The organism is Caballeronia sp. SBC1 (genome assembly GCF_011493005.1).
Classification (GTDB): domain Bacteria; phylum Pseudomonadota; class Gammaproteobacteria; order Burkholderiales; family Burkholderiaceae; genus Caballeronia.
In genome coordinates, this window is the sequence record NZ_CP049156.1 from 3,262,500 (window position 1) to 3,286,795 (window position 24,296).

The 24,296-nt window shown below is 60.8% G+C and carries 24 protein-coding genes; 12 read left to right on the forward strand and 12 right to left on the reverse strand.

Translation table 11 applies throughout. The annotated features are described in order from the left end of the window. Nucleotides 1-12: 12 nt before the first annotated feature. The 4 genes from SBC1_RS14385 to xseA form a co-directional block, all read right to left on the reverse strand. Nucleotides 13-1,110, reverse strand: coding sequence for a sensor histidine kinase (locus SBC1_RS14385; protein WP_243830233.1), 1,098 nt, complete (start codon nucleotides 1,108-1,110; stop codon nucleotides 13-15). A 344-nt stretch (nucleotides 1,111-1,454) separates the two neighbouring features. Continuing rightward, a complete protein-coding gene (locus tag SBC1_RS14390; protein ID WP_165988310.1) occupies nucleotides 1,455-2,012 on the reverse strand; it encodes a DUF6622 family protein in 558 nt (185 codons plus the stop codon). A 305-nt stretch (nucleotides 2,013-2,317) separates the two neighbouring features. Next, a complete protein-coding gene (gene sodB, locus SBC1_RS14395; RefSeq protein ID WP_165092467.1) occupies nucleotides 2,318-2,899 on the reverse strand; it encodes a superoxide dismutase [Fe] in 582 nt (193 codons plus the stop codon). A 266-nt stretch (nucleotides 2,900-3,165) separates the two neighbouring features. Continuing rightward, nucleotides 3,166-4,491 (reverse strand): exodeoxyribonuclease VII large subunit, encoded by a 1,326-nt coding sequence (gene xseA / locus SBC1_RS14400; RefSeq protein WP_243830291.1) that lies wholly within the window; start codon nucleotides 4,489-4,491, stop codon nucleotides 3,166-3,168. Here xseA and SBC1_RS39890 point away from each other — a divergent pair. The 6 genes from SBC1_RS39890 (at nucleotide 4,454) to SBC1_RS14425 (ending at nucleotide 9,142) form a co-directional block, all read left to right on the forward strand. Then, nucleotides 4,454-4,636, forward strand: a complete 183-nt coding sequence (locus SBC1_RS39890; protein WP_243830300.1) for a hypothetical protein — start codon at nucleotides 4,454-4,456, stop codon at nucleotides 4,634-4,636. The genes xseA and SBC1_RS39890 overlap by 38 nt on opposite strands. 607 nt (nucleotides 4,637-5,243) lie before the next feature. Further along, nucleotides 5,244-6,260 carry a tetraacyldisaccharide 4'-kinase gene (lpxK, locus tag SBC1_RS14405; protein WP_165988314.1) on the forward strand — a complete coding sequence of 339 codons (1,017 nt, stop codon included), beginning with the start codon at nucleotides 5,244-5,246 and terminating at the stop codon, nucleotides 6,258-6,260. Continuing rightward, nucleotides 6,241-6,447 carry a Trm112 family protein gene (locus tag SBC1_RS14410; RefSeq protein WP_165988316.1) on the forward strand — a complete coding sequence of 69 codons (207 nt, stop codon included), beginning with the start codon at nucleotides 6,241-6,243 and terminating at the stop codon, nucleotides 6,445-6,447. Before lpxK ends, SBC1_RS14410 begins: the two co-directional genes overlap by 20 nt. Before the next feature lie 13 nt (nucleotides 6,448-6,460). Next, nucleotides 6,461-7,270, forward strand: a complete 810-nt coding sequence (kdsB, locus tag SBC1_RS14415) for a 3-deoxy-manno-octulosonate cytidylyltransferase (protein WP_165988317.1) — start codon at nucleotides 6,461-6,463, stop codon at nucleotides 7,268-7,270. A 298-nt stretch (nucleotides 7,271-7,568) separates the two neighbouring features. Continuing rightward, nucleotides 7,569-8,231 carry an adenylate kinase gene (gene adk / locus SBC1_RS14420; protein WP_165092471.1) on the forward strand — a complete coding sequence of 221 codons (663 nt, stop codon included), beginning with the start codon at nucleotides 7,569-7,571 and terminating at the stop codon, nucleotides 8,229-8,231. 152 nt (nucleotides 8,232-8,383) lie between these two features. After that, the gene (locus SBC1_RS14425; protein WP_165092472.1) at nucleotides 8,384-9,142 is read left to right on the forward strand and encodes a 3-hydroxyacyl-CoA dehydrogenase; all 759 of its coding nucleotides are present in this window, start codon (nucleotides 8,384-8,386) and stop codon (nucleotides 9,140-9,142) included. A gap of 222 nt (nucleotides 9,143-9,364) precedes the next feature. On the opposite strand, the gene SBC1_RS14430 is transcribed toward SBC1_RS14425, so the two are convergent. After that, nucleotides 9,365-10,210 carry a SirB1 family protein gene (locus tag SBC1_RS14430; protein WP_165092473.1) on the reverse strand — a complete coding sequence of 282 codons (846 nt, stop codon included), beginning with the start codon at nucleotides 10,208-10,210 and terminating at the stop codon, nucleotides 9,365-9,367. Further along, on the reverse strand, nucleotides 10,207-11,760 hold the full coding sequence (gene murJ, locus SBC1_RS14435; RefSeq protein WP_165092474.1) for a murein biosynthesis integral membrane protein MurJ: 1,554 nt from the start codon (nucleotides 11,758-11,760) through the stop codon (nucleotides 10,207-10,209). The genes SBC1_RS14430 and murJ overlap by 4 nt, the downstream gene beginning before the upstream one ends. Nucleotides 11,761-12,278: 518 nt before the next feature. On the opposite strand from murJ, the gene rpsT reads away from it, so the two are divergent. Further along, entirely contained in the window at nucleotides 12,279-12,557 is a 279-nt protein-coding gene (gene rpsT, locus SBC1_RS14440) for a 30S ribosomal protein S20 (RefSeq protein ID WP_158936086.1), read from the forward strand. Between the two features lie 193 nt (nucleotides 12,558-12,750). Here rpsT and SBC1_RS14445 read toward each other — a convergent pair whose 3' ends face one another. Then, a complete protein-coding gene (locus tag SBC1_RS14445; protein WP_165092475.1) occupies nucleotides 12,751-13,092 on the reverse strand; it encodes a DUF3579 domain-containing protein in 342 nt (113 codons plus the stop codon). Nucleotides 13,093-13,766: 674 nt separating this feature from the next. Between SBC1_RS14445 and argF the strand changes: the two genes are divergently transcribed. Both argF and SBC1_RS14455 read left to right on the forward strand, forming a co-directional pair. Continuing rightward, nucleotides 13,767-14,696: an ornithine carbamoyltransferase gene (argF, locus tag SBC1_RS14450; RefSeq protein ID WP_165092476.1), complete on the forward strand. Its 930-nt coding sequence runs from the start codon at nucleotides 13,767-13,769 to the stop codon at nucleotides 14,694-14,696. 180 nt (nucleotides 14,697-14,876) lie between these two features. Further along, nucleotides 14,877-16,106 (forward strand): argininosuccinate synthase, encoded by a 1,230-nt coding sequence (locus SBC1_RS14455; protein WP_165092477.1) that lies wholly within the window; start codon nucleotides 14,877-14,879, stop codon nucleotides 16,104-16,106. A 190-nt stretch (nucleotides 16,107-16,296) separates the two neighbouring features. Here SBC1_RS14455 and murB read toward each other — a convergent pair whose 3' ends face one another. Next, nucleotides 16,297-17,316, reverse strand: a complete 1,020-nt coding sequence (gene murB, locus SBC1_RS14460; RefSeq protein ID WP_165092478.1) for a UDP-N-acetylmuramate dehydrogenase — start codon at nucleotides 17,314-17,316, stop codon at nucleotides 16,297-16,299. A gap of 136 nt (nucleotides 17,317-17,452) precedes the next feature. Between murB and SBC1_RS14465 the strand changes: the two genes are divergently transcribed. Continuing rightward, nucleotides 17,453-17,938: a YajQ family cyclic di-GMP-binding protein gene (locus SBC1_RS14465; protein WP_165092479.1), complete on the forward strand. Its 486-nt coding sequence runs from the start codon at nucleotides 17,453-17,455 to the stop codon at nucleotides 17,936-17,938. Between the two features lie 109 nt (nucleotides 17,939-18,047). Here SBC1_RS14465 and plsY read toward each other — a convergent pair whose 3' ends face one another. Further along, nucleotides 18,048-18,671: a glycerol-3-phosphate 1-O-acyltransferase PlsY gene (gene plsY / locus SBC1_RS14470; protein ID WP_165092480.1), complete on the reverse strand. Its 624-nt coding sequence runs from the start codon at nucleotides 18,669-18,671 to the stop codon at nucleotides 18,048-18,050. A gap of 68 nt (nucleotides 18,672-18,739) precedes the next feature. After that, nucleotides 18,740-19,231 carry a Cys-tRNA(Pro) deacylase gene (gene ybaK, locus SBC1_RS14475; RefSeq protein WP_165092481.1) on the reverse strand — a complete coding sequence of 164 codons (492 nt, stop codon included), beginning with the start codon at nucleotides 19,229-19,231 and terminating at the stop codon, nucleotides 18,740-18,742. A gap of 150 nt (nucleotides 19,232-19,381) precedes the next feature. On the opposite strand from ybaK, the gene SBC1_RS14480 reads away from it, so the two are divergent. Both SBC1_RS14480 and SBC1_RS14485 read left to right on the forward strand, forming a co-directional pair. Next, nucleotides 19,382-20,533: an acyl-CoA dehydrogenase family protein gene (locus SBC1_RS14480; protein WP_165988318.1), complete on the forward strand. Its 1,152-nt coding sequence runs from the start codon at nucleotides 19,382-19,384 to the stop codon at nucleotides 20,531-20,533. 1 nt (nucleotide 20,534) lies between these two features. Next, nucleotides 20,535-22,070 (forward strand): class I adenylate-forming enzyme family protein, encoded by a 1,536-nt coding sequence (locus SBC1_RS14485; RefSeq protein ID WP_165988319.1) that lies wholly within the window; start codon nucleotides 20,535-20,537, stop codon nucleotides 22,068-22,070. Between the two features lie 28 nt (nucleotides 22,071-22,098). Here SBC1_RS14485 and xerD read toward each other — a convergent pair whose 3' ends face one another. After that, nucleotides 22,099-23,022: a site-specific tyrosine recombinase XerD gene (gene xerD / locus SBC1_RS14490; RefSeq protein WP_206365963.1), complete on the reverse strand. Its 924-nt coding sequence runs from the start codon at nucleotides 23,020-23,022 to the stop codon at nucleotides 22,099-22,101. A gap of 23 nt (nucleotides 23,023-23,045) precedes the next feature. Further along, entirely contained in the window at nucleotides 23,046-24,290 is a 1,245-nt protein-coding gene (queG, locus tag SBC1_RS14495; RefSeq protein ID WP_165988320.1) for a tRNA epoxyqueuosine(34) reductase QueG, read from the reverse strand. Nucleotides 24,291-24,296: the final 6 nt, after the last annotated feature.

Below are 24,296 nucleotides of genomic sequence, written 5' to 3' on the forward strand. Positions count from 1 at the left end.
AATCGGCCAGAGTCAAGATACAGGAAGGCGCACGATAGCCAGGGTACCGCCCTCGTCATCGTTCGCGGCAATGAGTTCAAGCGACGCGGTTTTGCCGTACAACGCGGCAAGCCGTTCGCGAACCTGCTGGATGCCAAAGCGGCTGCCTTCGGGCGGTAAAACACCAAGACCCCCACCACCAATCCCCGCCCCTGTATCGCGGACACTGAGCACGAGCGTGTTGCCTTCGCGCCGTGCACTGACCCGAATCCAGCCGCCTGCAACCGTGGGTTCAAGTCCATGCTTGATAGCGTTTTCGACCAGGGGTTGCAGCAACAACGGCGGCACCGAGAACCCGGCTATGTCGTCGGGCAAATCGAGTCGCCGGCTCAGGCGATTTCCCATGCGGGTCTGCATCAACTCGAGATAATCGCCAATACGCGCAAATTCCGCGGACAACGAATGTGATCCTAATCCCGAGCGCGAGGCGTCCAGCGTCGCGCGCAGGAATCCAATCAGGCGGTCGAGCATGGCCTGGGCGCGCGGCGGGTCTTGCGCGATCAGCACCCGCAGATTGGCCAGCGTATTGAACAGCATGTGCGGTTCGAGCTGCGACTCCAGCAGCTTGAGCTGGCTCTCCGCGGCACTGCGCAGCGCGGCTTCGGTGCGCGTTTGCATCGCGGCCATGCGGCCTCGGGCATAAAAGAAATACGTGATGCCCAGCGACAGCACAAACACGCCGGTCATGCTCAGCAACATCGCCCGTGGGTTGTCAGGGATCGTGGCGGGTGCGTGCTGCACGCCGGTCAGCAGATCGCCGAGCATGTGCCCGGCGGCGTAACCCATTACGCCCGACACAACGACCCACGGAGCCATCAGTCCCCATCCGGGCCAGTTGCGCTGCGCCTCCTGGTTATCGGGGGACCGCTTGCGAATCAGGGCAGCGAGGCCGTATCGGCCCCCCTCGATCAAACCCTGGATGAACAGCGTGCTGCACAGTGAATAAATCAGGTTGCCGGCGAACGAATCGCGATACATCGCGTAGAAGAACAGGGTGCTCGCCGCCGATACCGGGATAAAGATCCGCAGTTCGCGCCATAGCTGTTTCAGGATGGGATGAGTGTGGCGCATGCAGTCGGCGATTGTGAATGAGGTGATTCAGGCGCGGCCGGAGCCTTCTGATTCTTCGACTGCCCGCGCAGCTCGGCAGTCGTATTGCCTTCGCCAAAGGGGGCCCATCCGGGAGGCTTGAACAGGTTCCTGGGATTGCAGACACACTGCGCGCGCCGGCCAAATCACCCGGCAGATCGACCCATTGCGCGGATTCTACGCGTAGCGGCTTGTTGCAGGCGATCGGATGCATCGGGCCGTAGCGGCAAGACAGATCAGATCGCCGCACTCCCCGCGAGGTCATGGCTCACAGCTCGCGGGTTGTGTGAAAAGCTGGCGTAGGACATACGGCGGACCAAACCCACTCAATAAGCCATGCCGGACGGCTGGGCCTGCCGGGCGACGCGCCACATCGCGAGGCCGCGTGCGAGGAAGATGCCGCTGAACGTGCCGTATGCAAAGCTCACCGAACCCGCGAAGATCCCGTCGATGCTCATATCGGGATGAGTTGCCAGCGCGACGTTGGCGCCGAACTTGATAACGAACAAGCCAAGCATCAGCATGAGCGGAACCCAGCTTCCGGGCACGAGCAGACGCTGCTCCGCGGCAAGCCAGCGGACCTTGCTGCCTACACCGGCAGCGAGGGATATGGCGAGAGCGGCGAGCATTGCCGCTGCCCACGCAACCAACGCGATGGACTCATGGGCGAAGACTGACACAACGCCGTAGAAGGAAAGCGCGGCCATCGCTATTGGAATCACCGTCGCGGCGCGCAGCGTCCTGTGCCCCGATTGCATTTGCTTGACGCCGAGGGAAATCAAGGCCGCAAGCAGCCACCAGACCCAGTGCGGTGTTTGCTGAAGAATGCTGATGAGCATGATGATCGTCCTTATCCGTGTTGAGGAGATTTCGATGATGCTCATGGTCAGCGTTCGCCTCGCGCGTCGCCAGCGGTTTGCGACGGAATGACACATTGCGCCGCGAAACGCTCTGGGTAAGGCGCGAGCGGTTGGTATGAAGCCAGCGCGGATTGCCGGTTGGCGGCGGACAAAGACCCACAAATAACAACGGCCCGCCGGGCAAAAGCCTGGCGGGCCGTTTTTTTGAACTGGTGAAACATGGCAAAGGCCGATCCGGCAAACCCGGGCGATAGCACCAGCCAACCTCAAGCGCTTAACGCTTTATCGCCCTGCCGGATACGCACTTCACCGTCACCAACCCAACAACCTCAAGCGCCGAAGTTCTTCGACGCGAAGTCCCAGTTCGCAATGTTCCAGAACGCTTCAATGAACTTCGGGCGCGCATTGCGGTAGTCGATGTAATAAGCGTGTTCCCATACGTCGATGGTCAGCAGCGCCTTTGCATCGGTGGTCAGCGGCGTAGCGGCATTGCTCGTTGACACGATGTCGAGCGAACCGTCCGCTTTCTTCACGAGCCACGTCCAGCCCGAACCGAACGTGCCGGTTGCGACCTTCGCGAACTCTTCCTTGAACTTGTCGAACGAGCCGTACTTGGCGTTGATTGCGTCGCCGAGTGCGCCGGCCGGAGCACCGCCGCCCTTGGGCGACAGGCTGTTCCAGAAGAACGTGTGGTTCCAGACCTGGGCTGCGTTATTGAACACGCCGCCCGACGCCTTCTTGACGATTTCTTCAAGCGACAGGTTTTCGAATTCAGTACCCGGAATCAGCTTGTTCAGGTTCGTCACATAGGTTTGGTGATGCTTGCCATAGTGATACTCAAGCGTTTCTTCCGACATGTTCGGAGCGAGCGCGTTCTTGTCGAACGGCAACGGCGGGAGGGTATGTTCCATGGTGCGAGCTTCCTTCTATGATGATTATGGGGGACGTGAGGAGTGAAGCAATGGAGCACTCGATTGTAGGCGAGTTGGGATAACCCCGCAAATTGCGGGTTTTTATGAGCAGTATCGATTACGAAGCTTTAACAGTGGCGTAAAAAATGCTCGAACGTTCCTTCTAAGCCGTCAAAAATACGGGCTTTCAAGCGCCGGTGCAGGTCTTGTAAAAAACGGTGTGCGCACCGTATGAAAGCAGCATCCGATGCACACCGCCGCCAACATCAGAATTCATCGGAGAGCCGGGGCTGGATATCGGCCAGCACAATATCCGCCGATCCTTCCGCCAGATGCACGGTCAACGGCCGTTTTGGCTTCAACGCGTTCGGCGCGCGCACGGCGCGTCCGGATTGCGTATCGATCAAAGCCGCGTAGCCGCGCTCGAGCGTGCGTTGCGGGCTCAACACCTGCAACCTCGCCGATAACTCCGACAGCCGGGCCGCCGCCCGTTCATGCCGGCGCCCTTGCGAAACACTCAGGCGTTGTCCAAGACGCATCAGATGTTCCCGCTCGGCGGCGAGATCGGGACGCCAGCGTTGCCAGCGCATTTGCACGAGCGCAAAACGCGCGCGGGCATCGCGCACCGGACGCGCGCCGGCCGACGCCAGCCGCACCGCGAGCTGCCGCAAGTGCGTGCGCTGACGTTCCAGCCGCTCAGCCGGACTGACCAGCCGGCGCGCCAGCCAGTCGAGTTGCTGCGCGCGCCGTTCCATCATCCGGCCGAAACCGCGCGCCAGCGCTGCATGCCGATGATCGAGATCGCGCAGCAGCAACACGCGCTGCGGACTGACGAGTTCGGCGGCGGCCGTGGGCGTGGGCGCGCGGACATCGGCGGCGAAATCGGCGATGGTGAAATCCGTCTCGTGGCCCACGCCGCTGACAACCGGCATCGCACTTTCGGCTATCGCGCGAGCAAGCACTTCCTCGTTGAACGCCCACAAATCTTCAATCGAACCGCCCCCACGACACACGATCAGCACATCGACCTCGCGGCGTGCGCTGGCTTCATCGACCATCGCCGCGAGCTTCGCGGCAACGCCTGCGCCCTGCACCGGCGCCGGATACACGATCACCGGCACGTGCGGCGCGCGCCGCGAAAGCGTGGTGAGCACATCACGCAAAGCCGCCGCCTGCAGCGACGTCACAATACCGATCGCGCGCGGATGCTGCGGCAGCGCACGCTTGCGCTCGGCCGCGAACAGGCCCTCGGCTTCGAGTTTTGCCTTCAGCTTCAAAAAGGCTTCGTACAAGCGACCTTGGCCCGTGCGGCGCACGGCTTCCACGCCGAGTTGCAACTCGCCGCGCGGTTCGTACATGGTGACCAGCCCGCGAACCTCGATCCGGTCGCCTTCGCGCGGCGTGAACTCGGCGTACTGCGCGCGGCCGCGGAACATCACGCAGCGCATCTGCGCCTGCGCGTCCTTGATCGAAAAGTACCAGTGACCGCTCGCCGCTTTCGTGAAATTCGATACTTCACCCGATACCCAGACCAGTGGAAACGAGCGTTCGAGCATGGACCCGATCGCCCGGTTCAGCGCCGAAACGGGGATGACGGCATCGGCGCTGCCGGATGAACCGGCTGAACCGGATGAAGCGAAAGGATCGGAGCTCATCGAGGAAAATGGTGGTCGGTTGAGGTTGAAAACACGGCTGGAAATAGGCTGGCCCGGTAGCGAACAAATCGCCGTCCTGTGAATGCCGCGCCCACAGTGAATAACGCGTGGACGATAGACCGATCAGCGTCCGAAGTGTATCAAGTGTCCACAATGCACAAGTTACCGAAAGCTAACGGGCGCGTTCATGAAACAATGATGAATACACTGTAAGTCATTGTTTTAAAAGTACTTTCCATCTCTAATTCATGAAGAGACCGATGCAGGTCTTTCCTGACGCCGATTTCAGGCGGCCGGAGTCCAAGTTGTTCACAGAGTTATCCACAGACGGTTTGTGTGAAAAATCGAGTAGCGAATCTACCCGATTTCGGACCGCGCCTAAGCCCGTTGCAATACCGGGCGGCAAGGTCCGGTTTGCCCTTCGACTGGCGCCCCCGGCGACGCCGCGCTAGAGTGCCGGGTTCAAGGGCCCGCGCAACAATGGCCCTGCGTCGTCCAGCGACCGCTTACTATCTGCTTACCATTCGCTCATTTTCGGAGATCCGCCCCGATGCAAAGGTGCCGGCCGTTATCACGAACATCGCCCTTCCCCTCGCCGCTACACCGCCCTGCGTTGCTGTCCATCCAAGCGCGTGCATCGTTCGCTTCTGATCTTTATTCTGATTCTTATCCTGTTCCCAAGGCGCGCCATGTCTGACTTCAAGCCGCCGATCGAAAACTTCCTCGCCCGTGAGTGGCGCAAGCGCGGCTGGGTCGCGTGGTCGCTGACGCCGTTCGCGTGCGTGTTCGGCCTGATCGCAGCCATTCGGCGCGCGTTCTTCGCGCTCGGCTGGATCAAACAGGTGAACGTGGGCGTGCCGGTTGTCGTGGTCGGCAACGTGACCGTGGGCGGCACCGGCAAGACGCCGACGGTCATCGCGCTCGTCGAAGCATTGCGCGCCGCCGGCTTTCAGCCAGGCGTCGTCTCGCGCGGTTACGGCGCGAAGATCCACGCAGCCACGCGGGTGACGCCCGACAGCCAACCCTCCGAAGTCGGCGATGAACCCCTGCTGATCGCCCGCCGCACGCACGCGCCGGTGATGGTGTCGCCGGATCGCGTCGCGGCGGCGCAGGCGTTGCTGAAGGCGAATCCATTGGTGGATGTAATCGTGAGCGACGACGGCCTGCAGCACTACCGCCTCGCGCGGACGTTCGAACTGGTGGTCTTCGATGACCGTCTGGGCGGCAACGGTTTCCTGCTGCCGGCGGGACCGCTGCGTGAGCCGATGTCCCGGCGCCGCGACGCCACGCTCATCAACAGCCCGTACGACCGCACGTTGCCGCCGTGGCCGAACACCTTCTCGCTCGATCTGGCCACCGGCGACGCCTGGCGCCTCGACGACCCCGCCGTGCGCCGTCCGCTCAGCGCGTTCAAGGGCGAACGGATCGCAGCAGCGGCGGGCATCGGCTCACCGGAACGGTTCTTCGCGTCGCTGCGTGCCGCCGGACTCGCGCCGGCCACGCGCGCGTTCCCGGACCACTACGATTATCGCGACAATCCGTTCGCCGGCATCGACGCCGATTCGATCCTGATCACCGAGAAGGATGCAGTAAAATTCGGGGCCTGGCGTGACGCGCGCATCTGGGTGGTTCCAGTCGAAGCCGTGCTCAGCCCCCGCCTCATCGCATTAGTTGTGGAGAAACTCCGTGGACGCACGCCTGCTTGAAATCCTTGTCTGCCCTATTTGCAAGACCCAGCTCACGTATGACCGCGCGGCGCAGGAACTCATCTGCAACGTCGATAAACTCGCTTACCCCATCCGCGACGGCATTCCCATCATGCTGCCCGACGAAGCCCGCCAGACCGTGGAAGGCACGCCCATCGAACCGTTGAAACCTGCCGGCGGCAACTGAGGAATTGAGTTTTATGAACGCACACGTTCCGGTCGCGCCGCCCTTCATCGCAGTCGTCCCCGCGCGGCTCGCGTCCACGCGGCTGCCGGACAAGCCGCTGGCGGATATCGGCGGTAAGCCGATGGTCGTGCGCGTGGCCGAGCGCGCGCGCTTGTCGGGCGCGCTGCAGGTGCTGATCGCCACAGACTCGCCGCGCGTAGTCGAAGTGGCGAAGGAACATGGTTTTGAGGCGCTGCTCACCCGCGCCGATCATCCGAACGGTACGGACCGGCTTGCCGAAGTTGCAACGCATTTCGGCTGGAGCGACGACACCATCGTGGTCAATGTGCAGGGCGACGAGCCCTTGATCGACCCGGCGCTCGTGCGCAACGTGGCGGCGCATCTGGCGGCGCATCCGTCGTGCGCGATCGCGACCGCGGCGCATCCCGTTCATGATCCGGCCGATGTCTTCAATCCGAACGTGGTGAAAGTCGTGCTGGATTCGAAGAGCGTCGCGCTGTATTTTTCGCGCGCGCCCATTCCCTGGTCGCGTGACGCGTGGCAGAAGGACTGGCCGAATGTCGCCGCGCTCGGTGCGCGTCCGTCCGTTCCCGCCAACGTGTTGCGCCATATCGGCCTGTATGCGTATCGCGCGAAGTTCCTGCGGGTTTATCCCACCCTGTCCGTGGCGCCTATCGAAGAAGCCGAGGCGCTCGAGCAACTGCGCGCGCTCTGGCACGGCGAGCGCATCGCAGTGCTGACGACGAACGACGCGCCGCCGCCGGGTGTCGATACCCCCAATGATCTGGCCCGCGTCCGCGCGCTGTTTAGCGCGTCGGCGTAACGCGACATTCCCCTTCCGATCAACTCGCGTTAACCCCCGCTGCGCGCCACTTACCGGGCTTTCCGGCCTCGGATTCGAGCCGCCGTCGTTACGATGCGTGGCATAATCGGCCGGTAGCGCGAGCCTTCCGGTCAGCGCCAACGCTCCTGAGCGCCCGTGTCCGACTGGTGCCGCGCCGTCTCTCGAATTCGGCTCGTCGCACCTCGTTTGCGGCTTCAACCGAGCGATGTGCCACAGCGACCGGATGCCAGATAAGCCTCGCAGCGCAGCGGTTTCTATTCGATTCGGAGATATCACCATGCGTTTGATCCTGTTGGGCGCCCCCGGCGCCGGCAAGGGCACCCAGGCCACCTTCATCAAGGAAAAGTTCGGCATTCCGCAGATCTCGACGGGCGACATGCTGCGCGCCGCCGTGAAAGCGGGTTCGCCGCTCGGCGTGGAAGCCAAGCGCTTCATGGACGCAGGCGAACTCGTGCCGGACACGCTCATCATCAACCTCGTGAAAGAACGCCTGCAGGAACCGGACTGCGCGAACGGTTATCTCTTCGACGGTTTCCCGCGCACGCTTCCCCAAGCCGACGCCATGAAGCAAGCCGGCGTTGCTATCGACTATGTGCTTGAGATCGACGTGCCGTTCGAGGACATCATTGTGCGCATGAGCGGGCGTCGCGTGCATGCGGCGTCGGGACGGACCTATCACATCAAGTTCAATCCGCCAAAGCAGGAAGGCAAGGACGATGTCACAGGTGAGCCACTGATCCAGCGCGACGACGACAAGGAAGAGACCGTGAAGAAGCGGCTCGACGTGTACGTCGCGCAGACCAAGCCGTTGATCGAGTACTACAACACGTGGGCCCAACATGGCGACAACAATGGCCTGAAGGCGCCGGAGTATCGGCGGATCTCGGGTCTTGGCGCCGTCGATGAAATCCGCACGCGCGTGTTCGATGCATTGACCTGACTCGTCACTGGGCGCTCATATCCGGGCGCTCGGGGCATGCCTTCTGAAACCCGCTCGCGCTCCATCGGCCGAGCGGGTTTTTCGTTCTGAGCGATCCTTGGGACGAAAACACGGAAACGATTACGTACAACCATCATCAAGGAGCACACAGCATGGACATCCAGGACAACGTTTTTCTCGTCACCGGCGGCGCATCGGGTCTCGGCGCGGCGACAGCACAGCTTATCCGCGACCACGGCGGCAAGGTGGTGCTCGCCGACATGAACGAAGCCGGCGGCGAAAAGCTGGCGAAGGAACTCGGCGGTGTGTTCGTGAAATGCGACGTGAGCCGCGAGGAAGACGGCCAACGCGCCGTGGAAGCCGCGACGCAACTCGGCAGCTTGCGCGGACTGGTCAACTGCGCGGGAATCGCGCCGGCCGCGAAGACGGTGGGCAAGGATGGCCCGCATGCACTCGATCTGTTCGCCAAGACTATCGGCGTGAACCTGATCGGCACGTTCAACATGATCCGGCTGGCGGCGGCGGCCATGTCGAAGAACGAACCGAATGCAGCGGGCGAACGGGGCGTGATCGTGAGCACGGCATCGGTGGCGGCTTACGATGGTCAGATCGGCCAGGCGGCTTACGCGGCATCAAAAGGCGGCGTGGTAGGCATGACGCTGCCGATCGCGCGCGATTTATCGCGCAACGGCATTCGCGTGATGACAATTGCACCGGGCATCTTCGAAACGCCGATGCTTCTCGGCATGCCGCAGGAAGTGCAGGACGCGCTCGGCGCGATGGTGCCGTTCCCCTCGCGTCTCGGCAAACCTAACGAGTACGCCATGCTGGTCAAGCAGATCTTCGACAATCCCATGCTCAACGGCGAAGTCATTCGCCTGGACGGCGCGATCCGGATGCAGCCGAAGTAAGTTTGCGGCTCGGCGGTGTTGGCTCGACGGGCTGGGTCGTATTCTCGGTTTCTATCGAACCCGAAAATTCATCGCTAGCTTCGTTCACACCCCGAGAGGCGAATCACGTTATCGGCCGGACTGGTAGCGGCTAGCGCCATGGGCTTATGCGCCAAGAAAAACGGCGGCCATCGAAATGATGTGCCGCCGTTTTTTGATGGACTTTAGAACGGTGGAAACAACTTACTCGCCGTTGTGCTGCATGCGCTGACGCAGCTCATGCAACTCCGTCTCCACGACGGTCGCGTCTTCGGCGTCGGGCCGATCGTCAAGGTACCGGCGCAGGTCTTCAATTGCCGGGCGCAAGTAGTCCAGGCGCGCGTAAGCGAAGCCTCGATCGCGCACTTCTTCAATACTTCCCGGCATCAGGATCACCAACCGTTGCTGCACGGCGAGCAGCCGTTGCCAGCGCTCGGTCTGCAGATAAATGCTCTTCAGGTTACGCAGCATTCGTCCGATGATTTCGCGACGAGTTGCCGGTTGCAACAAGACCCGCAGCGCGCTACCAATGGACTCTCCCACCCGCTGCACATACGGCTCGAGCATCTCGACCATTGCCGATTCGGACAGTGAATGGCCGGTGGTCGGATCGAGCATCACGTCGCCGTCAGGCGTGGTCACGCGCAGCAGGAAGTGCGCCGGAAACGACACGCCACGCACCGGGATACCGAGCTGCTCGCTCATCTCCAGATACACGACGGCCAGCGAAATCGGAATTCCGCGGCGCCGCTTCAGCACCATGTTCAGGTGACTGTTATCGGGATCGTAGTAATCGTTGAGATTGCTGGTGAAACCCAGCTCGCGGAAGAAGAAACGATTCAGCACGCCGACTTTTTGCTTGATGTCGGCCTCATCGGGCATACGACGGCGCACGCGCAAAACCAGCTCGTCGATCTCAGCCAGTACGCCCTGCAAATCGAGATCCGGATACGCGTCCTGAGCGAGCGACAACGCCGCCTCGGTGAGCGGCAGACTCTCGTCCTCCGCCACTAGCGAGGTGAAATAGTCGAGGATGCGCGTCGTCGTCATTGAAGCGTCCGCCTTCTGAAATACGCGTATTTAAAGCCCATCGCGGAGAGCATACCGAAATATAGCGCACCGAATACAACCAGGCTTGCACCGAGAAGCATGATTCGCTCCAGAGGCGCGGCGCGCATGCCGATCCAGTCGAAATTGCCGGCCACCCAATGCATCACGCCGGCGAGCACAAGGCACGCGCCGACAAGTTGCACGAAGAAGCGCGTCCATCCCGGCGAGGGTTGATAAATCCCGCGCTTCCTTAAGCCGATAAACAACAACGTTGCGTTCACGCATGCGCCCAGGCCGATCGACAGCGTCAATCCGGCGTGCGCGAAGATTGGCACGAAGATCAGGTTGCTAAGCTGAATGGCGATCAACACGATGATGCCGATGATCACCGGCGTCTTGATGTCCTGCTTCGCGTAAAAACCGGGCGTGAGGATCTTGATCAGGATCAGCCCGACCAATCCGACGCCATACGCTGACAACGCCCGGCCGACCATCACGACGGAATGCGCATCGAATTTACCGTAGTGGAACAGCGTGGCCGTCAGGGGTTCAGCGAAGAAAAACAGCGCGCATCCGCTTGGCGCCGCCATCAGGAACGTGATCCGCAGCCCCCAGTCGAGGAGCGCCGAATATTCGACCGGATCGGCGTCCACGTGCGCCTTCGAGAGACTTGGCAACAGGATGGTGCCCAGCGCCGCGCCGAGCAGCGCGGTCGGAAACTCCATCAGGCGATCGGAATAATTGATCCACGACACAGCGCCCGGACCCAGCCGCGACGCAATGTTCGTATTGATGATCAGGCTCAGTTGGGCGACCGACACGCCGAACGTCATGGGAACCATTTTGATCAGCACGCGCTTGACGCCCGGATGCCGCAACGCCCGGAAAAAATTCAGCCCGATGCGCGGGATCATGTCGATCTTCTTGAGGCCGGGCAACTGCACGAGAAACTGCAGCACGCCGCCCACAATCACCGCATAGGCAAGCGCATAAACAGGCACTTTCAGATGTGGCGCAAGAAAGATGGCGGCCGCGATGAACGACACGTTGAGCAGCACGGGCGCGAATGCCGGCAGGGAGAACTGCCGGTAGGTGTTGAGTACCCCGGACGCCAGCGAAGTCAGCGAGATGAAGATGATGTACGGGAACATGATCTGGGTCATGGTCACCGCGAGGCCGAACGCGCGGCCGTCGTGCTCAAGCCCCGACGCCACGGCGAACACGACCCAGGATGCGCCCGCTACGCCCGCGAGCGATACGACTGCCAGCGCCCAGGCGAGCACCGTCGACATGGCGTCGACGAGGGCCTTGGTGGCGTCGTGACCTTCTGTATTCTTGAACTCGGCAAGGATAGGCACGAATGCCTGCGAGAATGCTCCTTCAGCGGACAAGCGCCGCAACAGGTTGGGTATGCGGAAGGCGACGTAGAACGCGTCGGTGAATTGACTGGCGCCGAAGGCTCGCGCGATCAGCGTTTCGCGGACCAGGCCGGTCACGCGGGAAAGCAGCGTGAAGCCGCTGACCGTCAGTAGGGCTCGGAATAGATTCATGGGGCGTTGATTATACGGGCCGCATTATGAATACGACGCGTCGCAACATTTGCTGAATCGTTAGAATTTGCAACTTTGGTCGCTAGGTCGCCTACGAGCAGCTCGGATGCAGCTTGCTTACTGCTTGCGTACTGCTTGCGTGCTGCTCGCTGCTGTTATGCTGCGTCCGGGTTCGCCGGGTAGACGCCCTGCGACACCGGCCAAAAACCAGCCGCGCTTGCCAGTCCCATGATTTCGTTGCTATAATCGCCGGTTTCGAAGCTCCTGAATCCGCTTTCGGCACTTCTATGCAAGTTGTAAATTGCCTAAGAGTTGCCTAAGAGCATGGCGGCTTCGCGTCTTCTTTCGACGTTTTTTGCGCTTTCGGGCAATCGATCCCGAGGGTTTGATCATAAACAGCGCATCGGATTGACCTCGTTTTATCTTGTGTGGAGTCGGGCCAGCATTGAGTTGGATCCGCTCCAGAAGCAAAACGGGAAGCGCTGAAACACATAGCTGGAACAGGATAAGGAACCGTCATGGCAAATACAGCACAAGCCCGCAAGCGCGCCCGTCAAGGCGCCAAGGCAAACTCGCACAACTCGGCGCTGCGCTCGAAATTCCGCACCGCCATCAAGGCAGTTCGCAAGGCGATCGACGCCGGCGACCAAGCCAAGGCTGCAGAAATCTACAAGACGTCGGTCAAGACCATCGACATCATTGCGGACAAGCGCATCGTTCACAAGAACAAGGCTGCTCGCCATAAGAGCCGTCTGTCGGCTGCTATCAAGGGCCTGCAAGCAACTGCTGCTGCTTAAGTCTGGTAGTCGCCCATTGCGTGCCTTTGGTTTGACGGGCGCGTGACAGGCTGCTGCTTCGGTTTTGCTCCGATTTGTCCTGACGCTTAAAACAGCAAACGGCAACAAGAGGCAGCAATAAAAAAACCCGCTATGGCGGGTTTTTTGTCGTGTGCATCGAAAGGAGGCCTTCTCAGAGGCCCTTCCCGCTCAGTTAGCCGCTCGTTGAGCCGTGTTGCTGCGTGGCATGATGCGGCGGCAATTCGCACGCCTCCGTCACAAGAAGATCATTGTCTTTAGCGAAGTTCATCACGAAATCGAAAGCCATAGGCTCAATGTCACGCAAGCGGGAATCGAGAATCACCGTCTTCACGTTACCGAGCAAGGTCGGGCGCACATAAACGGAATACTGCAACCGGGCATTGGGCCCGCGCTTGCCCGGGCCGAACCCCGACATCACGCCGCAAAGCCGTTCCGACCAGTCGCTCGGCCGAAAAGTCTTGCCGTTCGACGTAACGCCCTGGATGAAGTATTCGGTTGGAATTGTTTCGGCCATGTAGGAATACCTGTTTGACAACCGGCGGAGAACGCCGGCGAACGCGCATGCATGGTTGGCAAGGTGAACCGGAAAGTCATCGGCTGCAACCTCCGGCGCTGAACTCCGCCTCGTTCGGCAGCGTCGCGGCCGGGAAGACCCAGCCTCTTTCTTCGACCTGCAGCCACCCGCTCATCGACCGCGTCGACCTGATTCCGACGTCGCCGAACTGCCTTGAGCGCGCAATCAACTCATCATGATGACGCCGGTCACGGCTGCCCGCCAGACGGACTGCTCGGGTAGATGGGCAGGTGTCAGCGAGACGAACTCGCTTGAGCGCGAACTGCTCTGGCTCCCGCGCGCTGCAACGTTAAAAGCAACGATGAATCTGCGTGTTTAGTCCGCGGGTTGACTCTGCGGGTTGACTCTATTTAAGCCCGCGAATGGATCTGCTTCGTAAGCATTCGAAAGGTGCCAAGACTGCGCGAGAAACCTGCCGGATTATACAGCAGAGGCCCTTTTTCCGCACTGCACACAAAGCCTCTAAACCGTGCCAGACGGTGTATGGCGGCGCACATCGGCTATTTGGCGACCTCGTCAAACGCAAGAAATTCCTTTATGCTGAAATTCGATACCACCACGACGGCGGCGCCGTCCGGCACATTTGCCGGCTGAAGCCGCCGTACGCATTTTTCATGACCGAAAAAAAAATTCGCCACTACCTGCAGTTCAAGGATTTCTCTCTCGACGACTATGACTACGTGCTCGAACGCGCGCGTATTCTCAAGCGCAAGTTCAAGAGCTACGAGACCTACCATCCTCTGCACGACCGCACGCTGGCGATGATCTTCGAGAAGAATTCAACGCGTACTAGGCTCTCGTTCGAAGCGGGTATCTTCCAGCTTGGCGGCCACGCCGTGTTCCTCAGCACACGCGACACGCAACTCGGCCGCGGCGAACCTATCGAGGACGCGGCGCAAGTGGTGTCGCGCATGGTCGACATCATCATGATCCGCACGTTTGGCCAGCACATCATCCAGCGCTTCGCCGAAAATTCGCGCGTGCCGGTGATCAACGGTTTGACGAACGAATATCACCCGTGCCAGGTTCTTGCCGACGTCTTTACCTACTATGAATTGCGCGGCCCCATCGCGGGGAAAACCGTGGCCTGGGTCGGTGACGCGAACAACATGCTGTACACGTGGATCGAAGCCGCGCAGATTCTCGGGTTCAAGTTGCGCCTGTCCACGCCGCCCGGTTACGCGCTCGACCATTCGTTGGTATCGGCCGATAGCGCGCCGTTCTACGAAGAATTCGCCGATCCGAACGACGCCTGCGCCGGCGCAGACCTTGTCACCACCGACGTCTGGACCAGCATGGGCTTCGAAGCCGAGAACGAAGTGCGCAAGAAGGCCTTCGCCGACTGGTGCGTCGACTCGGACATGATGGCGCGCGCTCATCCGGACGCCCTCTTCATGCACTGCCTGCCCGCACACCGCGGCGAGGAAGTGAGCGCCGAGGTGATCGACGGCCCACAGAGCGTAGTGTGGGACGAAGCTGAGAACCGGCTGCACGTCCAGAAGGCGCTGATGGAATATCTGCTGCTCGGCAAACTCAATCACTGAGCGGCTTTGAATAAGCGGCTTGATCGAGCCGATTGCAACGTTTAGCTAACCGTGCGGCGTTTCCATCGAAACGCCGTGTCGCCCCGAAAATGCGGAACGCCCGCCATTTGATGTCAAAATAGTGGTTTTCCGCGCGCTGAAAGCCCGGCGCACACCGTTTTCCAGCCATACGAGTTCACCATGAGCGATATCAAAAAAGTCGTGCTCGCCTACTCAGGCGGCCTCGATACCTCCGTCATCCTGAAGTGGTTGCAAGACAACTACGACGCCGAAGTCGTGACGTTCACCGCTGACATCGGTCAGGGCGAAGAACTCGAACCGGCGCGCAAGAAAGCGCTGCAGCTCGGCATCAAGCAGGACAACATCTTCATTGAAGATCTGCGTGAGGAGTTTGTCCGCGACTTCGTGTTCCCCATGTTCCGCGCCAATACCGTTTATGAAGGCGAATACTTGCTGGGCACGTCGATCGCGCGTCCGCTGATCGCGAAACGGCAGATTGAGATCGCCCGCGCGGTGGGTGCGCAATCCGTGTCGCACGGTGCGACCGGCAAGGGCAACGACCAGGTGCGTTTCGAGTTGGGTTATTACTCGCTCGAGCCGGGTATCAAGGTGATCGCGCCGTGGCGTGAATGGGATTTACTGTCGCGTGAAAAGCTGCTGGCTTACGCGGAAAAGGCGGGCATTCCGATCGAAATGAAGCACAAGCAAGGCGGCGCGCCCTACTCCATGGACGCGAACCTGCTGCATATCTCGTTCGAAGGCCGTCACCTGGAAGATCCGAAGGCTGAAGCCGAAGCCGATATGTGGCGCTGGACGGTCGCGCCCGAAGACGCGCCGGACCAGCCGGAATATCTGGATATCGAATACGAGAAGGGTGATCCGGTTGCGCTGAACGGCAAGCGCTTGTCGCCGGCGGAAATGCTGACGGAATTGAATGCGATCGGCGGCAAGCATGGCGTTGGCCGGCTGGATCTGGTCGAGAACCGCTATGTCGGCATGAAGTCACGGGGTTGTTACGAAACGCCGGGCGGCACGATCATGCTCAAGGCGCATCGCGGGATTGAGTCGATCACGCTGGATCGCGAAGTCGCGCATCTGAAGGACGACCTGATGCCGCGTTACGCCGCGCTGATTTACAACGGCTACTGGTGGAGCCCGGAGCGGCGCGCGCTGCAAGTGCTTATCGACCATACGCAGGACAAGGTCAACGGCTGGACGCGCGTGAAGCTGTACAAGGGCAGCGTGACGGTGGTTGCACGCGATTCGAAGGAAACGCTGTTCGACAAGAACATTGCTACGTTCGATGACGACGGCGGCGCGTACGATCAGGCCGATGCTGGCGGGTTCATCAAGCTGAACGCGTTGCGGATGCGGATTGCGGAAAATGCACGCCGCAAGCGCGGCGGCTGAGTTAGTCCGACTTTGTTGATGTTGAAATGAAAAACCCGCTTCGGCGGGTTTTTTGTTGAAGGGCGCGATGTCTTGCGGCGCCTGCCTGGGGGTGACTTATGTACGTCAGTTTGCTGCCGTCGCCTACGTCCGCCAGTTGCGGCGACGTTCGGCGAATACAACAGCGCTTTTCTTTCGCAGCAGTTTTAAATCAAAGACACACCGGCTCCGCTTCAAGCTCGACCGCGAAACGCGCGTGTACGTCGCGTTTAATGGCGGCGGCGAGTTCCAGGATTTGTGCGCCCGACGCGCCACCGCGGTTCACCAGAACCAGCGCCTGCCGGTCGTGCACAGCGGCCGCACCGATCGCCCGGCCTTTCCAGCCGCATTGATCGATCAGCCATCCTGCGGCCAGTTTGAACTGACCATCGTGCTGCTTGTAAGACACCAGCTCCGGCTCGAGCGCCTTCAACGCGTCAAAGGCCGCGGCACTCACAACCGGATTCTTGAAGAAGCTTCCCGCGTTTCCAAGCACCCGCCAGTCTGGCAACTTTGCCTGCCGGACCGCGACCACCGCATCGAAGATAGCCTGGGGATTGTTCGCGCCCCTCGTCTCGAGCACGCGCGCGATATCCGCGTAGTCCGCGCGTGGCGTCCACGCTTTCGGCAGACGAAAGGTCACCGATACGATCACAAAACGCCCACGCCCTTCCTGCTTGAAAAAACTGTCGCGGTACCCGAACGCGCATGCATCGCGATCAAATTCACGCGTTTCTCCCGTCGATAATTCGATCGCGCGTAAACGGTCGAAGCGCTCGCCCATTTCCAGCCCATAGGCGCCTATGTTCTGGATTGGCGCCGCGCCCACCGTGCCGGGAATCAACGCGAGATTTTCGAGCCCGGGCAAACCCTGCGACAACGTCCACGCGACGAACTCGTGCCAGTTCTCACCCGCGCCGGCTTCTACAAAAACGGCTTCGCAATCTTCGTTGATCACGCGGCGGCCGCGCAATTCAATGAGCAACGCGACACCGTCGAAATTGCGCGTCAGCACAACATTGCTGCCGCCGCCGAGCACCAGTTGCGGCAGGCCGTTTATACGGGCGTCGCGAGCAAGCGCCGGGATCTGCGCTTCTTCCGTCAGCCGAACGGCGTGCTTGGCGCGGACGTCGAAACCGAACGTGTTATGCGCGAGCAGCGGGTAATCGGAGAGAAATTGGGACTCGGACATTGAGGAAGCGCTGGGTCAGGATCTGGGGCGGCCTTGGGTAAACCGGGACGGCATCGGTAGAATGACGTTGGTCCGTGATTATAGCGAGTGCGTGCGAGCCTTACGTCACGCCTCGCCTCAACGAAGGGGAATGCAGATGCCATCGTTTGACGTCGTCAGCGAAGCAAACATGATCGAGGTGAAAAACGCCATCGAACAATCGAACAAGGAAATTGCCACGCGCTTCGACTTCAAGGGTTCGGACGCGCGCGTCGAGCAAAAGGATCGTGAACTGACGCTTTTTGCCGACGACGATTTCAAGCTCGGCCAGGTCAAGGACGTGGTGTTGTCGAAACTCGCAAAACGCAATGTGGACGTGCGCTTTCTCGATTACGGCAAGATCGAAAAAATTGGCGGCGACAAGCTGAAGCAGGTCGTCGAGATCAAGAAGGGTGTCACCGGTGATCTGGCAAAGAAGATCGTCAAGATGATCAAGGACAGCAAGATCAAGGTCCAGGCAAGCATTCAGGGCGACTCGGTGCGCATCAACGGCACAAAGCGTGATGACCTGCAGAGCGCAATTGCGTTGCTGAAGAAGGACGTGACGGACACGCCGCTGGATTTTAATAATTTCCGCGATTGAGCGTGACCGGATTGCGTTAACCGGTTTGCATTGATTCAGGCATCGCAATGAGTGAGAAAGCCGCCTTCAGGGCGGCTTTCTCACTTCGACGGCGCGCTTTTGCGGCTGTTTATTTAGCCGCTTCCACCGCCGGCTTCTTCTCTCCGATCCGGCTTTCCTTCCCATCAAGCAGTTTCTTGATATTCCCGCGATGCCGCCAGATCAGCAGCGCGCTCATTGCGGCAACGGCCAGCGATATGCGGCTCGGGCCGAAGAGGAATACGTCGAAGAACGGCGCGAATACCGCCGACACCAACGCCGCCAGCGACGAATACCGGAAGAAGAACGCGATGATCACCCACGTCAGCAAGGTGGCCAGCCCCAACACCGGGTTGATGGCGAGCAGCACGCCTGCCGCGGTCGCAACGCCTTTGCCGCCTTGAAACTTGAAGAATATCGGGAACAAATGCCCGAGAAACACGGCGATGGCGGCCAGCGCGATAGCCGTGGAATCCAGCCCGAACCGGGTGCCGAAATGCACGACGACCCACACGGGTAGCCAGCCTTTGAACGCATCGCCGAGCAGCGTCAGGATGGCTGCCAGCTTGTTGCCCGTGCGCAGCACGTTCGTCGCACCCGGGTTGCCGGAACCGTACGAACGCGGGTCGGCAAGACCCATGGCCGAGCTGACCACCACTGCAAACGAGATCGAGCCGATCAGGTAAGCAACCACAGCAACAATCACATTGTTCATTGATTTCTTCTTATCTTCGGGGACGTCAAGCGTGAATGAGACATGAGCAGGACTTCAGGACGCGCATTTTAATCGACGCTCGCGCAACTCACTGGCGTGGCCTTCAGCAGGTCGGTCAGAACCGGCGGCGCAATGCTCACCAGATATCCGCGCCGTCCGCCGTTCAGATAGATTGTGTCCAGGTCCAGGATGGTCGATTCCACGTACACCGGCATCGCCTTCTTCGTGCCAAACGGCGACGTCCCGCCAATCAAGAACCCTGAATGACGGTTGGCCACTTCCGGCTTGCACGGCTCGACGCGCTTCGCGCCAATCTGCCGGGCCAGATTCTTCGTCGAGACGGTTTTGTCGCCGTGCATGAGCACGATCAGCGGCTTCGCGTATTCATCCTCCATCACGAGCGTCTTGACCACGCGATGTTCATCTACACCCAGCTGGCGCGCCGATTCTTCCGTGCCACCATGCTCGACATACTCATAAGGATGTTCGCCGAAAGCGACCTTGTGCCGACGCAAAAACTGCGTCGCCGGGGTCTCGGAAATGTGTTTTACCTTGGACATGACGGCATTGTAGCGGCGCGAAAGCACGGCCACCATCGACCGAATGGCCAATTGTGCAAGCTGATTTACTGTGGCACGATCGTTCGCAAATGCTTATTCAGTGTTCTACGATCGAGCAACCATCTTGCATTGGATCAGAGGAGATTCAACGTGATTCGCGATTCAGAAACCCAGACGTTGCTTGAAGACGCCATTCGCCGATTTGTACGCGAAACCCTCGTGCCGCGTGAAGCGGAAGTCGATGAAACCGACCAGATTCCCGCCGATGTGCTCGCCGCCATGCGCGAGATCGGCCTGTTCGGGCTGACCATTCCGGAGGCTTACGGCGGACTCGGCCTGACGATGGAAGAGGAAGTGCGCGTGGCGTTCGAACTCGGCCAGACATCGCCGGCGTTCAGGTCCGTGATCGGCACGAACAACGGCATCGGGTCGATTGGCATTCTGCTGGACGGCAGCGAGGAACAGAAGCAGCACTATCTGCCGAAGCTCGCCGCGGGCGATCTGATCGGCTCGTTCTGCCTGACCGAGCCGGACGCGGGCTCGGACGCAGCATCGCTGAAAACCAAAGCGCGCAAGGACGGCGACCACTACGTGCTGAACGGCACGAAGCGCTTCATCACGAACGCGCCGGAAGCCGGCATCTTCACCGTAATGGCGCGCACGAGCGACGCCAAAGGCGCAAGCGGCATTTCCGCGTTCATTGTGGAGCGTGAATCGCCCGGGCTATCGCTCGGCAAACCCGACAGGAAAATGGGCCAGCGCGGCGCGCATACCTGCGACGTGATCTTCGAGAACTGCCGCATTCCGGCCGCGCAATTGATCGGCGGCGTGGAGGGCGTCGGATTCAAGACCGCCATGAAAGTGCTCGATAAAGGGCGTTTACACATTGCAGCCATCGCTATTGGCGCTGCTAAACGGATGCTGCGCGACGCCCTCGCCTACGCCATGGAACGCAAGCAGTTCGGCCAGCCGATCGTCGAATTCCAGCTCGTGCAAGCCATGCTGGCCGACAGCAAGACCGAGATCTATGCGGCCGAATGCATGGTGCTCGACGCCGCGCGCCGCCGCGACGAGGGCCGCGACGTGTCCATAGAAGCGTCGTGCGCCAAATATTTCGCCACCGAGATGTGCGGCCGCGTGGCCGATCGCGCGGTGCAGGTGCACGGTGGCGCGGGGTATATCTCGGAGTACGGCATCGAACGTTTTTATCGCGATGTGCGGCTCTTCAGGCTTTACGAAGGCACATCGCAGATTCAACAAGTGATCATCGCGCGCGGACTGATGCGCGGCACGGAGATTTGAAATGGACATGGATGTCACCGCCCTGCTCGCCGCATTGCCCACGCGTATTTCCGATATTCCCGCGCGCCTCGCCGCCCGCGATCCGCAGCACATTGTCTTGATCGAGGACGAGCGGCGGCTGAATGCGGCGGAACTCGTGCGAGCCATTGACGACACCGCCCGCCAGCTAGCGCAAGCCGGTGTGCAAGGCGGCGATCGCGTGATGATCGTGAGTGAGAATTGCGTGGCGCAGGTGGTGCTGATGTTCGCCGTCGCGAAGCTCGACGCGTGGTGTTTGCTGACGAACGCCCGGCTTTCGGCAAGCGAAGTCGACGCGATCCGCGCGCACGCAAAACCGCGAGTGGTGGCGTTCACCGTCGATGCATCGAAGGATGCCGCGAGTCATGCGGACCGGTTGCACGCTTCAGTAGTGACAGCGGCAACGAACATAGGCGCGTCGCGTTTTATTGTCGATGAAACCGTGTCGCCGGAGCCCGTCGAAACCGATCCCGCCCGTCAATGTGCCGCACTGATCTACACCACGGGCACGACCGGCGCGCCCAAGGGCGTGATGCTGTCGCATCGCAACGTGTTGTTTATCGCGGCCATGTCCAGCACATTGCGGCGTGTGACGCCCGAAGACGTGGTGTACGCCGTGCTGCCCATTACGCACATCTACGGACTGGCGTCGGTCTGTCTCGGCAGCCTGTACGCGGGGGCAACGCTCCGGCTCGCGCCGCGCTTCGCCCCGGATGCCGTGCGGCGAGCGTTGGCGGAAGAGAACGTCTCGATCTTCCAGGGCGTACCGGCCATGCACGCAAAGCTCGTCGAACAGGTGCAGACAAGCGGTACGCCGTGGCGTGCACCCGCGCTGCGTTTCGCATATTCCGGCGGGTCTCCGCTCGATGCCGCGTTGAAGGCACGCGTCGAAGGCTTGTACAAGGTGCCGCTGCACAATGGCTATGGCATGACGGAAAGCAGTCCGACCATATCGCAGACCATGCTCGACGCGCCACGCGATGACTGCTCGGCAGGCGATCCCATACCCGGTATCGAGCTGCGATTCGTCGCGCTGGATGGCGTGGATGTGGCACCGGGCGAAGTCGGTGAACTATGGGTGCGCGGCCCGAACGTGATGCTCGGGTATTACCGCAATGAAGCGCAGACGCGGGCGACAGTCACGAAAGATGGCTGGCTCCGAACCGGCGATCTTGGGCGACAGGCGCCGGATGGCGCGTTGTATATCGTCGGGCGCAGCAAGGAACTGATCATCCGTTCGGGCTTCAACGTGTACCCGGCTGAAGTCGAGAACGTGCTGAACTCCCATCCCGATGTGCTGCAATCTGCGGTGATCGGGAGGCCGGTCGAGGGCAACGAGGAGGTGATCGCGTTCGTCGAATTGCTGCCCGCGGTGCATGCGCTGCCCGACGATATCGTCCAGTGGTGTGCTGAGCGTCTCGCGCCTTACAAGCGCCCCGCCGAGATCCGCGTGCTGGCGGCACTGCCGGCGGCATCGACAGGAAAGGTGTTGAAACACAAGCTTCGGGACGAACTTTAAGCTCGCATCTGCTTTAGGCTCAAACCTTTCAGCCGCGCGGATGGTGATCGTGATGCAGCGTCTTCAGCCGCTCCCGCGCGACGTGGGTGTAGATCTGCGTCGTGGAAATGTCAGTATGGCCGAGCAGCATTTGCACCACGCGTAAATCGGCCCCGTGATTCAGCAAGTGCGTGGCGAACGCATGCCGCAAGGTGTGCGGTGAGAGCGGCGCGCGCACGTCGGCGGTGAGCGCGTGGCGCTTGATGATGTTCCAGAACTGCTGGCGCGTCATGCCTTCGCCGCGCGTGGTGACGAACAGGGCATCGGCGGCGCGAGCGCCGAGCAACACCGGCCGCGATTCGCGCAAATAGCGCTCGATCCAGTCGTGCGCGACCGCCCCGAACGGGATAAGGCGCTCCTTCGACCCCTTGCCCATCACGCGCACCACGCCTTCGTTCAAGCCCACCTCCACGGTCTTCAACGTGACGAGTTCGGTCACGCGCAGGCCGCTTGCGTACATCAGCTCAAGCATGGTCCGGTCGCGTAGCCCAAGCGCGGTTTCCACATCGGGCGCGTTCAGCAAGGCCTCGACCTGGGCTTCGTTCAAGGTCTTGGGAAAGCGCGGTGCCTGTTTGGCCGAACGCAGCTTAAGCGTGGGATCGGCGGGCGCGCGATGCTCTCGCAATGCCCACGCGTAGTAGCGGCGAAAAACCGATAACCGGCGGTTGGCGGACGTTGCCTTGTCCGCGCGACGGGCGGCGAGATAGCCGTTCATGTCGGCTTCGGTGGCGGTATCCACAGTGCCGCCCCGTGTCTTCGATAACCACTCGGAGAACAAGCGCAAATCGCGCCGGTACGCCTCAAGCGAGTTCTTGGCGAGACCATGTTCGAGCCAGAGCGCGTCGCAAAAAAGATCGATCGATGCGCTGCTCGACACGAGTTCCGGCGCGCGTTCTGCCTCGGTCACTTCCATTGATATTTCCTGTAATCGTGCGGTCATGCTTCCTGGCGCAGCGCCCATTCGACGTGCTCACGGACCAGCTCTGAATCATCCGTGGAGCGGGCATTCAGTGCGTTTCGTATTGCCGAGCGCTCATCGGCGCCCAAAACAGGCGAGCGCAACGCATTGCCCATCGCCACCGCGATATTACGCAGCCATTGCTCGTGTCCAATGCGGCGAATCGCGCTGCCCTGCATGCGTTCATCGAAATCATGGGCGCTCCAGCCGAACAGCATTACGAGCGACGCGCGATCGAGCCCATGGCGCACATCGAAATCCGCGACCGGCGCGGCCTGCGCGAACTTGTTCCACGGACATACCAGTTGGCAATCGTCGCAACCATAAACCCGGTTGCCGATCAGCGGCCGCATGTCTTCGGGAATGCTACCCTTCAACTCGATGGTCAGATACGAAATGCAACGGCGGGCATCCACGCGATACGGCGCGACGATCGCCCCGGTCGGGCAAACATCGATGCAGCGCTTACAGCTTCCGCAATGCGAACCGTCGTGTTCGGGCGCGTGATCGGGATGGGTCAAAGCGTCGGGTGGCAGCGGAATATCCACCAAAATCTCGCCGATAAAAAACAGCGAACCGGCATCGCTTTGTAGCAACAACGTGTGTTTTCCGCGCCAACCGTTGCCCGCTTTTTGCGCGAGCTCAACCTCGAGAACGGGTGCGGAATCGGTAAATACGCGATACCCGTACGCGCCAATCTCGGCCTCTATGCGATCGGCCAACTGCTGCAAGCGGCTGCGCATGACCTTGTGATAATCGCGGCCTCGAGCGTAGACCGACACGACCGCCGCCGCAGGATTGTCTATTCGAGCCCATTCGGCCGTGCGCCAGTCGATTGCCTGACCGTCGGCTGTCGTGGCACTTTCGCGCGCCTTGCCGTCGAGCGTCGATGCCGGCAAGTAGGCCATTCGAACTGTAATAACACGTCGCGTGCCGGCCACAAGCTCGGCTGGCCTTGCGCGTTTCATCCCATGTTTGGCCATATAATCCATCTCGCCGTGATAGCCTGCTTCAAGCCATGAGGCCAGGCCTTCTTCGGCTTCCGTCAAGTCGGCGTCGCTGACGCCGACTGCAGCGAACCCCAGCTCGCGCCCCCACGCCTTGATGCGTAGCGCGAGTTCAGCCAGCGCGGCTTCGTCGTCAAAGCTGAAGTGGCGCGTGTCCGCGACGGCGTCGTCTGACGCGCTCTCGCGTTCCACAGGGTGTTCCGGCAAACGGTTCATCACGAC